Genomic DNA, 11,622 nt, shown 5'->3' with positions numbered 1-11,622 from the left:
CCGCCGCCCCCCCCCCCCACGACCGCCCGTGTCACGTTCGCGGCACGCCGGCGCCCGCGGTAGCGGTTCAGGCCGGCTCGCCCCGGCCGTCCTTGTCGATCGCGGCCAGCGAGCGGCGCACCTGATTGCGGTCCTCGGTGTACCACAGCGGCGGCATCGAGGCCCGGAAGAACCCGCCGTAGCGGGCGGTGGCCAGGCGCGGGTCGAGCACCGCCACCACCCCCCGGTCGTCCATCGCCCGGATCAGCCGCCCGGCACCCTGCGCCATCAACAGTGCGGCGTGTGTGGCCGACACCGCCATGAAGCCGTTGCCACCGTTCTCCTGCACCGACTGCGCCCGCGCACTCATCAACGGGTCGTCGGGACGCGGGAACGGGATCCGGTCCATGATCACCAACTGGCAGGACGGCCCCGGCACGTCCACGCCCTGCCACAGCGACAGCGTGCCGAACAGGCACGTACGCGGCTCCGCCGCGAAGCGGCGCAACAACTCCGCCAGCGAGTCGTCGCCCTGACACAGGATCGGCAGCTCCAGCCGCTCGCGCAGTGCCTCGGTGGCCGCCTCCGCGCCACGACGCGAGGAGAACAGGCCCAGCGCCCGACCACCGGCCGCCTCGATCAGCTCGGCCAGCTCGTCCAGGGTGTCCGCGCTCATCCCGTCCCGGCCGGGCGGCGGCAGGTGTCGGGCGACGTAGAGGATGCCCTGCCGCGGGTAGTCGAACGGCGAGCCCACATCCAACGCACGCCACCGCGCCAGGTCCGCGTCGGTGTCCGGATCCGCCTCGTCGTCGGGCTCCTCGCCCTCGCCCGGCTGCACCGCCACCTCGGTGGGCACCGGCGCGGGCTCGTCGGTGAGCAGCCCCTCGACGGTCAGTCCCAGGCTGCCGGCCACGCCGCGGAAGTCGCCGCCGAGCTTGAGCGTGGCCGAGGTGAGCACCACCGTGCGGTCGCCGAACAGCGCCTCGCGCAGCAGCCCCGCCACCGCGATCGGGGCCACCCGCAGCGACGCACCGGTGCGCTCGCTGCGCTCCAGCCAGATCACGTCGTGCGGCGAGCCCTTGAGGATGCGCTCGCACGTGTCGTGGATGTTCTCGACGCCGGCCAGCGCCTGGCGGCGGGCCGCGTCCTCGTTGCTCAGCGACTTGTCCCGGACCTCGCCGAGCGAGGTGATCACGCCGCGGCTCGCGTCGCGCAGCGCGGACACCGTCCAACCCAGATCCGGGTCCAACTCGCGCAGTCGGCCGGGCTCGCGCCCCTCCATGGTCTTCTTGAACGCCTCCGACGCGGCGTCCAGGTTGTCCACGGCGCTCTCGTTGGCCAGTTTGCCCGCGCGGCGCGCGGCCCGGTCCACCGCGCTCAGGCTCAGCTCGGCGGTGGCCACCCCGGTGGCCCGGCTCGCGAACTCGTGCGCCTCGTCCACGATCAGCAACTCGTGCTCGGGCAGCACCGGCGCGTCCTCCAACGCGTCGATGGCCAGCAGCGCGTGATTGGTGATCACGATGTCGGCCTGCTTGGCCCGCTCCCGCGCGGCCTCGGCGAAGCATTCGTCGCCGTACGGGCAGCGCGAGGCGCCCAGACACTCGCGCGAGGATACCGACACCTGGGCCCAGGCCCGGTCGTTGACGCCGGGGCTCAGGTCGTCGCGGTCACCGGTCTCGGTGTCGTCGGCCCAGTCCCGCAGCCGGACCACGTCCTGTCCGAGCCTGCTCGTGGGCGCCGGGTCGAAAAGCACCTCGCCCTCGTCCGGCGGCCCGTCGTGCAGCCGGTGCAGGCACAGGTAGTTGCCGCGGCCCTTGAGCGTGGCGAACGTCGGCGAGCGGCGCAGCAGCGGGCGCAGCGCCTCGACCGTGCGCGGCAGGTCGCGCTCGACCAGTTGCCGCTGTAGCGCCAGGGTCGCGGTGGCCACCACCACATTGCGGCGCGCGGCCAGCGCGGGCACCAGGTAGGCCAGGGACTTGCCGGTGCCGGTGCCCGCCTGGACCAGGAGGTGTTCGGCGCGGGCGACCGCGCCGGAGACGGCCTCGGCCATGGACACTTGTCCGGGCCGCTCCGCTCCGCCGACGGCGGCAACGGCGGCGTGCAGGATTTCGGTCAGCGCGGGACGGTCGGAGTCGCTCATCGGGCGACAAGCCTAGATGCTCCGTGCGACATCCTTTACCGCACGGCCCGCTTCACCCGGCTTCTCCCGCGCCGCCTCGTGCCGCGCCCGGCCCGATCAGCCGAGCTTGGCGAGCACCGCCTGGGCCATGCCCTCCTGGCCGAGCGCGTTGGGGTGCACCGGGGCGGCGGGCGCCTCGGGCTTGATCCCCTCGACCCACTTGGTGCCCGCGGCCCGGCACACGTCGTGGCCGGCCGAGCCGGCGTAGGTGTCCACGTACTCCGCGCCCTGCTTGGCCGCCTCCTTGGCGAGCATGTCGTTCAGCGCGGGCACCACCTTGCGCAGGTAGGGCAGGTCGCCCTCGGCGACCGGCACCTGGGCGGGGCAGGCGAGGCCGCTCTCCGGCAGGATCGTGGGATAGCCGACGACCAGGATCCGGGCCTTGGGCGAGCGCTCCTTGATGCCGGCGATGGTGGCGGCGATCTTCGGCCCGGTCTCCGCGATCCGCTTGGCCAACTCGTCGTTGCCGCCCGCGGTGTACTTGTCGGTGCACGGCTGGGTGGAGGTGGTGCTGCGGCTCTGGATCACGCACGTCGTGACGATCTCGGAGAAGCCGATGTCGTTGCCGCCGATGCCCAGGGTGACCAGCGCGGTGTCCGGGCGCAGCGCGTCGAACTGCGGCGGCGGCGAGCCCTGGGTCTGCTGACCCGCCGTCATGTCCGGCGTGCGGGCACCGCCGCAGGTGGCGTCGACGAATCCGGTGATGTTCTGCTGTTTGGCCACCAGGTGCGCGTAGTTGCTCTCCGAGCGGCTGCAACCGGGCGGCGCGGCGGGAACGATCACGGGTATCTTCACGCCCGCCGCGTACGAGTCGCCGAGTGCGACGAAGGTGGCCCCGCTCGCCGCGGCCGCGATCGCCTTGGGGCTCGCCGAGGGACCCTTGTCACCGCCGGGCACGCCGGGGGCGTTCGCGGCGCCCTTGCGGTCGGCGGAGATGTCCGAGTCGTCGGAGTCGTCCGAGCACGCGGACAGCGCGACGAGCGCCGTCAGCGCGGCCAGACCCGCGATCGCCCTGCGAGTTGTGCGCACGTGCGCTCCCCTCTCGTCGTTGCCTTCCACCGTTACTCGTCGGTAGGTCGTGGTCGTCCGGCGACACTAGGCGCTCCCGCCCGCGGATTCCAGCATCGCCGGGCCCGGAACGAGTCGGGTCGGCCGGGTCCGGGCCGGGTCAAGCAGCTCGAGTCGACCGGCAGCGTCGCATCGGCTCTCAGTCCAGCTTGATCGTCTCGCGGCGCTCGCCCGGGCCCGCGCGCCGCGATCCCGGCAGGTCCGCCAGCATGGTCAGGCACTCGCGCGCCGCGTCGATCTCGATGTCCTGAAGGGTCGCGGCGACCACGTCCACCCGCTCCCCGTCGGCCTCGATCACCACCCGCCCGTCCGGGCCGTACACCCCGCTGCGTCCGCACGCCGGACCCGATCCGGTGTCGCCGATGTGGTTGGCGACTACCGTGTAGCAGGTGTTCTCCAGGGCGCGCGCGGCGAAGTACAGGTCGCGGCGGTGCTCGCCGTCGCCGCGGGTGTACACGCCCGCACACAGGTAGGCGTCGCAGCCGTCGTGCACGGCCGCGCGTACGTGTTCGGGAAAGCTGACGTCGTACGCACTGCCCAGGCCCAGTCGCCACCCGGCGATCTCGATGGTGCAGCCGTGGTCGCCCGGGCGGAACAGCTCGCGTTCCGCGTGCCACAGGTGTTGGCGGTCGTAGGCCACGTGCGCGTCGCCGTCCCGGCCGACCACCACGAGCGAGATGGTCCGCGCGCCGGCGCGGCGCACCGCGGCGCCGACCACCGCGACCGTGCGCGTCGCGTAGCAGGCGGCCTGGAGCTCACCGAGTCTGGTGTCGCCGGGCACGATGTCGCACGGTTTCACGTCCGGCCGGAACAGGTCGAGGTCATACCCCGACAGGAACAGTTCCGGCAACACCACCACGTCGGCACCGGCCGAGGACGCGAAGCGCACGAGTTGCGCGGCCGTGGCGACATTCGCGGGGATGTCGCCCGGTCGCGCCTGGGCCTGTGCGGCGGCGACCCTCAGCGGTTGCCTCGCGTTTTCGGCGACGTCGGTCACCCGCCGCATTCTGGCATCGTGATGGGGATCACACCATCGGCAAACCGGACAGGTTGTCGGCGACCCTGCCGCCGCCCACCGACGAGCTCACATGCACAGCGCGTTGGGCACGCTCCCGTGCGCACTCACGTGCGGGCGCGTGGGCCGGTCCCGATAGCCGTCCAGGAGCAGCCGATTGCGGTTCAGGCACAGCCGGTCGATCCGCGGCGTGAGCAGGTCGAACAGCTCGTGCCGGCCATTGAGTTCGGGGAACGCCCCCTGGTGGTCCAGGATTTCCTCGCGCACCAGCGCCCAGAAGCCCTCCTGCGGAATACCCAGGTGCACGACCGCGAGATCGGCCAGGTAGCGGTGGTGTCCCACCAACAGCGCGGCGTGGATGAACTGGCACAGGTAGTCGGGCCGCTCCCGCAGCAGGACCGCCGCGACCTCGGCCGGCAGGTCGGCGAGCTCCGGCAGCGGCTGGTCGCTGATGTTGACGTCGTCGACGAAGTCCTTGATCGCCAGCCGGACCGGGACGTCGTGCTCGTCGAAGATCACGATCGCGTTCTCGCCGTGCGGGGAGAACACCAGGCCGTACCGGTACAGGCAGTGCAGCAGCGGCGGGAGCAGCGCGTGGAAGAGCCGGCGCAGCCACACCCGGGGGGCCAGTCCCGAGCGTTCGACCAGTTCGACGACGAACGGCCGGCCGGTCGGATCCACGTGCAGCAGCGAGGCGAGCGTACGGGCGCGCTCGCCGGGATCCAGACGCGGTGCCAGCGGTTCGCGCCAGATCGCGCCGAGCAGTTCGCGGTACTGGTAGGGCACGCCCGGCAGTTCCTCCAGGACCGGATGGCGCACCGTCACCGACGCGGTCTCGCCCAGCATGATCACCCTGCACTCGTCGCGCAGGAACGGGTCCGCGTCACACAGGCCGAGCACCCAGTCGGTGACCGCGGGCGCGGCCAGCGTGCGCTCGCTGGGCAGGCCGCGCCACACCAGCGTGTTCAGCACCGACAACGGGAGCTTGACGGTGCGCCGCGCGGGCCGGTCCAGGTTCAAGAATGTACGCACCGACTGCTGCGCGAGGTGCCGATCCTCGGCCTCGCCCAGCGCGAGAATGCGACCGGCGGCGACCTCCGGCGCGAACAGTGTCGCGATCGTCTCGTCCCACTGCCACGGGTGCACCGGCAACCACAGGAAGTCGTCCGGCTCCAGCCCGCGCGCGGCCGGCACCCGACGAAAGCCCTCCAGCGTCGCCGGGTCCAGTTCCTCGTCGTACAACCGCTGTTCGCTCAGCCCCGGCACCGCCCGGTAGGCCGCCAGGTCTCGATGCACCGCGATCCACGGCAGCCGCAGCGCCTGCCGCGCCTCCGGCGCGTAGCGGCGCGCGTCGCTCGCCGAGAAGCCGATCCGGCCCTTGTTCGGCACGATCCACGGATGGCCGGTCTGGTGCCCCTCCAACTCGGCGTAGCCCAGGTCGGCCAGCGTCGCCGCACTCGCCGCGTCCACCGCACCGGCCGCGTCGGCGGCCAGCGTCGCGGTCAACTCGCGCACCAGGTGGCCGGCGGTGTCGCCGCTCAGCCCGATCACGGTGTGCGCGTCCAGCAGGAACTGGAGCATGTCCTCGGCCGAGTCGGCGCCGCCCTCCCACTCGCGCACCACCGACGCGGGATCCACATGCCACGCGTCGTAGGCACCGCGCCGGGCCCGGAAGCGGTAGTGCACGTCGCCCGAGACGTCCACGGTGTACGTGTCGCCGTCCGCGAGCGGGGCCAGCAAATCCTCGTAGGCGAACTCGGCGAGCGACTTGGCGATCATGTCCCGGTTGACCCGTCGCCAGATCTCCGGGTCGGTGGAGGGGACGTCGTGCCGCGCGCCGGAAACCCGGGAGGCGGGCTCAGGCGCGGCGGGTCGGGCGCCCTGGTGCGGCAGTTCGGCCTCGATGGGCTCCGCTGCCGGGTTCGACTGCGACATTGCGTACCTCTGCGGGGTCGGTCGCGTCCCCTCGCTGCGGTCGGCGCGCGGGCTCGGTGTCGCCCGCGGCCAGGCCGAACGTGGTGAACGCGGTACGGATCGGCAGTCGGTAGACCGCGTCGCCGCACACGGAGTTGAGAATGGTCGCGGCCCGGTGCGCGCCCAGGCCCAGATCGGGGGTGCCCACGCCGTGTGTGTGCACCTCGGCGTTTTGCGTGTACAGCCCGCCGGTGACGTGTTCGGCGAGCACGACCCGGTGGTCCAGATCGATCAGCGGACGGCCTGCGTCGTCGCGCACGATCAGGTCCTTCACCGCGTCCAGGAGCGCGGGATGCCGCTGCGCGTACCCGGTCGCCAGCACCACCCGGTCGGTGCGCACGGTGAAGGCACGGTCCTGTTCGCCGTGCCGGCACCCCAGTTCCACGCCTTCGCGGGTGGTACGCGCGGAGACCACCGTGACATCGGGCATCAAGGTCGCGCGCACCCGGCCGCCCGCGATGCCGCGCTCGTAGAGCTCGTCGTGGATGGCGGCGATGGTGTCCGCGCTGATCGCCTTGTACAGCTGCCACTGCTCGGGCACCAGACGGTCGCGGACCGGCTCGGGCAGCGCGTGGAAGTAGCGGGTGTAGTCGGGGGTGAAGTGCTCCAGGCCGAGCTTGGAGTATTCCATCGGGGCGAACGCGGGCGAGCGGGTCAACCAGGTCAGCCGCCGGCTCGGGCCACTACGCCGGCGCAGCAGATCCAGGAAGACCTCCGCGCCGGACTGCCCGGAGCCCAGCACCGTGACGTCCTCGGCGTCGGTCAGATCCGCGCGATGGTCCAGGTATCGGGCCGCGTGCAGCACGGTGTCGCCGAGCAGGCCCGCGAACGGCTCCGGCACCACCGGCTCGGTGCCGATGCCGAGCACCACGTGCCGGGCGTGCACGTGGTGCAGCTCGCCGGTCGCGGTGTCGCGGAATTCGACCCGGTACAGGTCGCCCTCCCAGGACACCGACCCGACGTCGCTGCCGAACCGGCAGGCCGGCAGCGCCTGGGCGACCCACCGGCAGTAGTGGTCGTACTCGCGCCGCGGTACGTGCAGCCGCTCGGCGAAGTAGAACGGGAACAACCGGTCGTGCGCTCGCAGATAGGCCAGGAACGACCACGGACTGGTCGGGTCGACCAGGGTGACCAGGTCGGCCAGGAACGGCACCTGCAGGGTGGTGCCGTCCAGGAGCAGCCCCGGATGCCAGCTGAACCCGGGGGCCCGGTCCAGGAACAGCGTACGCAGCGGTTCGACCCGGTCGGCCAGCGCGGCGAGCGCGAGGTTGAACGGCCCGATGCCCACCCCCACCAGGTCGTACACCACCGTGCCGGGGTCGGGCGCCCGGCGCGGCGCGGGCAGGCGCTCGGTCACCGCCGCGCACCCGCTTCCCGCACGGTGCGCCCGCGCATCATCAACGCAGCCGTCTTGTCCGGGAGTTGGACGTCGCCGCAGCGGTGGAACCCGGCCCGGGCGAAGGCCGCCAGCGACGCCTCGTTGCGCACGTCGGGCTCGGCCACCACCCGCATCGTGTCGGGGGCCGCGCGCAGCACCTGTTCGGTGACCGCACGCAGCAGCAGCGAGCCGATCCCGCGCCCGCGCCACGCCGCCGGACCGACCAGCAGGTGGATCCCCACGTCGTGCGGGCGCGCCGGGTAGTGCCGGGCCAGGTCGTCCAGGTCGGCGCGGTACAGCTCCCAGTAGCTGACCGGTTCGTCGTCCAGGCAGCCCAGGTAGGCGTTGTCGTGCGTGCGCACGGCCCGGGTCGCCAGGTGTCGGCGCACCACCTCCTCGTCACCCGCCAACCCCCACCAGCGGTCGATGTCCGGGTCGTTCATCCACGCGTGCAGCAGCGGCAGGTCGCGCTTGGTGTGGATCTCGTGCAGCGAGAACCGACCCGCCGGGAGCGGGACCGCTCCCCAGCGCGCCGCCTCGGCGAGCGGGCCGGCCGGCCCCGCGCGCAGGTTCCCGGTGTTCAGGCGCACGGTCTGGGCCTCGGCGAGGTCGTGCCGGCGGGTATCGGCGGGCGACGACAGGAATGACGGGCTCATACGGGGACGGAACCTCCTGGGACCGGGCTCACGCGGGGGCGTCGGCGAGCGGGTTGCGGATGTGCACGTAGATCGACTGGGTCGCCACGGGACCGACGAGTTCGTCGAGGCCGTGCAGTCGGGTCATCAAATTGGCCTTGCAGCGCGGCCTGGGGTCGGTGAGCAGCGAGCGCGCCGCGCCGGAGGTGGGCGCGTGGGCGGCGAGCAGCGTGCGCAGCCGCGCCAGCAGCACCGACTCCTCGATCAGGCCCTGCGCGCCGAACGCGCCGATCAACCCGAGCAGGTTGTTCACGCCCAGGTAGTAGGCCAGCCGCTCGTCGGCGATCTCGTCCGCGACGATGGTGTCGCTGGCCACGCCTGCGGCGGGCAGTCGCCGGGCCAGGTCGGCGGCGCGCGAGGCGCGGAAGTAGTAGCCCTGGTTGTCCCGGTAGCGTCCGCCCGTGGGCCGGCCGTCCGCGTCCAGTAGGACCAGGGTGTTCTGCTGGTGTGCCTCCAGCGCGATGCCCGCGTGCCGGTCCAGCCACAACACCGGCTCGGCCACCACCGCCAGGTAGCGCTCGAACCACTCCTCGGCGACCGACGCCAGGGTGCGATCGTCGCGCTCGGCCAGCGCGCGCACGTGGCAGGCCAGCCGGGAGGGGCCGATCCCGGGCCGCTCGGCCACCAGCGCGGCCACGCACGACACCCGCTGATCGGGCCCGAACGGATTGGCCCGCAGCACCAGTTCCAGGCCGGCTGCGGGCCGGTCCTGGCGCGGGAACGGCTCCGGTGCGGCGACCGAGAGCCAGGCCGGGTCGCGGACGATGTCGAAGGTGGGGTGCGCGGAGCGCAGTTCGTGCTCGAGGCCGGAGCGCAGCAGGCGGTGTACCTCGATCCCGCGCAGCAGTTCCTTGGGCAGGTTCTCCCGGCGCGAGTTGGTGATCCGCAGGCCCAACGAGAGCTTGAGCATCACTTCGGCGTCGGGTCGATAGACGGTGCGCACCGAGGAGGTGGGATGCCACGGGGCGCCGGCCGGGCCGAGCGCGCGCAGCCGGCCCGCGTCCAAGAGCGCCCGCAGGTGCGGACGCCCGGGCAGGTCCCGGGCCTGCCACGGATGGGCGGGCACCAGCACGGTGCCCTCGGGCGCGCGCAACTCGCCCGCGAGATCGGCCAGCACGTCGGCGGCCTCGCGCCCCAGCGCACTGTCCTGCGTGACCAGGTCGGCGTCCGCGGCGAACCAGTGCAGCGCGAAGGACCCGCGCAACTCGGGCGACCACGCGGCGTCCTCGACCGGGTCGAGCCGGTCGCGGCTCTTGGGCGTGGGGTGCATCGGGTGGCCCAGCACCAGCGACTGCTCGGCGGCCAGGAACGGCGCCACCCCGGGCGGGTCCTCGGGATGCGCCCGGCGATGGGCGATGTAGCGCTCGGTGTGGGTGACCGAGTCGGCGACCCGGATCGCGGTGTCCCCACACGCCCCGCCGGCCGCCGAGGTCCCGCTCGCGCTCGCCTCGTCGCCCAGCACCAGCGCCAGCGTGACCGCGTTCAACGGCCCCTCGCCCACCAGGTGCGGGGCGCCGAAGCGGTGCCACCCCGACGGCGACCAATAGCGCACCGGCACGGTGACGGTCCGCCCGATGGCGGGCAGGTCGATGCTCAGCAGGCTCGACTGCGGCCTGGCCAGCGCGCGTTCGCGCACCCAGCAACGGAGCAGGCACTCGACCGTCGCCCCGTCGGCGGCGCGCCGGGCCTCCGGCGCGTCGAGGTGGTCCGTTTCGGGATCCGTCCGCACGGCGGACGAGTCGGGACCCGCGATGGTCATCGCTGCTCCGTGTGATGTCGATCGACGCGGTGGTCGATGCCCGTGGATGAGGTTGCTCCGGGATATGGAGATTTCGACCTGTGTCGATTGTTTGGCGAGGTTGGTCACAAACATGTGAGGCGCGCGGAACCGATCGTTTGTTGACGGAGCGTCAGCAGGGCGGGGCGCTCTCCGCGCGCCCCGCCTCGACCACGTCCTCCAACAGGGCCGCCAGGTCCGCTGCGGTGGTATTCGGGTTGAGCAGGGTGAGTTTGAGCCGAACCGCGCCCGGGCCCTCGCCCAGTTCGGTCCGGCCGACCACCGCGCGCCCCTCGTGCAGCAGGCGGCGGCGCAACGCGGCGTTGACCCGGTCCGTCTCGGCCCCACCCGCCGGGCCCGGCCCGTCGTGGCGGTCCGGGAGATAGCGGAACACCACCGAGGTGAGTACCGGCTCCGCGGCCAACTCCAGGCGCGGATCGGCGCGGATCAACTGCGCAGCGTGCCGGGCCAGGTCGTGGCAGCGCTCCACCAACTCGCCCAGTCCGGCCCGGCCGAGGGCACGCAGGGTGACCGCGATCTTGAACACGTCCGCCCGCCGGGTGGTACGCGGCGAGTTGCCCAACAGGCTGACGTAGCCGGCCTGTTCGTCGTCGTCCGGGTTCAGGTAGGCGGCGCGCTGCGCGAGCGGGGTCAGCAGTGCCGCGTCGCGCACCAGGAAGACTCCGGCGGCGATCGGCTGCCAGCCCAGCTTGTGCAGATCCAGGCCCACCGAGTGGGCCCGGTGCGAGCCGGCCAGCAGCGGTGCGAGCCGGTCCGAGAACAGCGCGCCGCCGCCGTAGGCCGCGTCCACGTGCAGCCACGTGCCCAACTCCCGGGCCACCGAGGCGATCGCCGGCAGTGGATCGATCGCACCCAGGTCGGTGGTGCCCGCGGTGGCCACGATCGCCGCGATCCGGTCGTTGCCGGCCAGCACCCGGCGGCCGGCCGCGGCCAGCGCGACCGGGTCCATCCGATGATCGGCGCCCGCCGGCACGGTGACCACGGCGTCCTCGCCCAGGCCCAGCAGGCCGGCGCAGCGCCGGATGGAGAAGTGCGCGGCCTGCGAACACAGGATCCGCCGTCGACCCACCCCCAGGCCCGCCGCGTCCCGCGCCAACAGCAGGCCCATCAGGTTGGACTCGGTGCCGCCGCTGGTGATCGTGCCGCCCGCCGCCTTCGGCGCGAAGCCGACCAGACCCGCGAGCGCGGCGACCACCTCGACCTCCAGCGCGGTGGCCGCCGGGGCCTGGTCCCACGAGTCGAGCGAGGGGTTGAGCGCACCGGCGACCAGGTCCGCGGCCACTGCCACCGCCAGCGGCGGACAGTGCAAATGCCCCGCACAGTACGGGTCGGCCGGATCCGCGGCCCCCCACGCCAACAGCGCGGACAACTCGCCCAGCGCGGCGAACTCGCCCACGCCGCACGCCGGCAGCGGGCCCGGGCCGACCTCGGCCGACCTGAGCACCCATCGGTGAGGGGTCGATGTCGGGTCGCTCGACTCTCCACTGGTCCAGCCGCCAGTCGACGTTGTCTCGCACGCCACTCCTCAACGTTGAA

Annotated in this window: 8 protein-coding genes; all 8 read right to left on the bottom strand. The window is 73.0% G+C overall.

What is annotated here, in order from left to right:
- Nucleotides 1–67: 67 nt before the first annotated feature.
- The 8 genes from ABZS54_RS39225 to ABZS54_RS39190 all read right to left on the bottom strand — a co-directional run bounded on the left by ABZS54_RS39225 (nt 68) and on the right by ABZS54_RS39190 (nt 11,530).
- A complete protein-coding gene (locus tag ABZS54_RS39225; RefSeq protein WP_355547077.1) occupies nt 68–2,119 on the bottom strand; it encodes an ATP-dependent DNA helicase in 2,052 nt (683 codons plus the stop codon).
- Between the two features lie 96 nt (nt 2,120–2,215).
- On the bottom strand, nt 2,216–3,187 hold the full coding sequence (locus tag ABZS54_RS39220) for an SGNH/GDSL hydrolase family protein (protein WP_355547075.1): 972 nt from the start codon (nt 3,185–3,187) through the stop codon (nt 2,216–2,218).
- A 178-nt stretch (nt 3,188–3,365) separates the two neighbouring features.
- Nucleotides 3,366–4,223 carry a carbon-nitrogen hydrolase family protein gene (locus ABZS54_RS39215; RefSeq protein WP_355547073.1) on the bottom strand — a complete coding sequence of 286 codons (858 nt, stop codon included), beginning with the start codon at nt 4,221–4,223 and terminating at the stop codon, nt 3,366–3,368.
- Between the two features lie 87 nt (nt 4,224–4,310).
- Entirely contained in the window at nt 4,311–6,020 is a 1,710-nt protein-coding gene (locus ABZS54_RS39210; protein ID WP_355547079.1) for an IucA/IucC family siderophore biosynthesis protein, read from the bottom strand.
- Nucleotides 6,021–6,099: 79 nt separating this feature from the next.
- Nucleotides 6,100–7,572 (bottom strand): SidA/IucD/PvdA family monooxygenase, encoded by a 1,473-nt coding sequence (locus tag ABZS54_RS39205; protein WP_355547071.1) that lies wholly within the window; start codon nt 7,570–7,572, stop codon nt 6,100–6,102.
- Nucleotides 7,569–8,249, bottom strand: coding sequence for a GNAT family N-acetyltransferase (locus ABZS54_RS39200; RefSeq protein ID WP_355547069.1), 681 nt, complete (start codon nt 8,247–8,249; stop codon nt 7,569–7,571). The genes ABZS54_RS39205 and ABZS54_RS39200 overlap by 4 nt, the downstream gene beginning before the upstream one ends.
- A gap of 28 nt (nt 8,250–8,277) precedes the next feature.
- The gene (locus ABZS54_RS39195; RefSeq protein WP_355547067.1) at nt 8,278–10,047 is read right to left on the bottom strand and encodes an IucA/IucC family protein; all 1,770 of its coding nucleotides are present in this window, start codon (nt 10,045–10,047) and stop codon (nt 8,278–8,280) included.
- A gap of 151 nt (nt 10,048–10,198) precedes the next feature.
- Nucleotides 10,199–11,530 carry a pyridoxal-dependent decarboxylase gene (locus ABZS54_RS39190; RefSeq protein WP_355547065.1) on the bottom strand — a complete coding sequence of 444 codons (1,332 nt, stop codon included), beginning with the start codon at nt 11,528–11,530 and terminating at the stop codon, nt 10,199–10,201.
- Nucleotides 11,531–11,622 lie beyond the last annotated feature (92 nt).

The organism is Embleya sp. NPDC005575 (genome assembly GCF_040605455.1).
In the GTDB taxonomy this organism is placed as follows: Bacteria; Actinomycetota; Actinomycetes; order Streptomycetales; family Streptomycetaceae; genus Embleya.
Note: the sequence above shows the minus strand (reverse complement) of the source record. Positions and strands in the feature narration are given on the sequence as shown.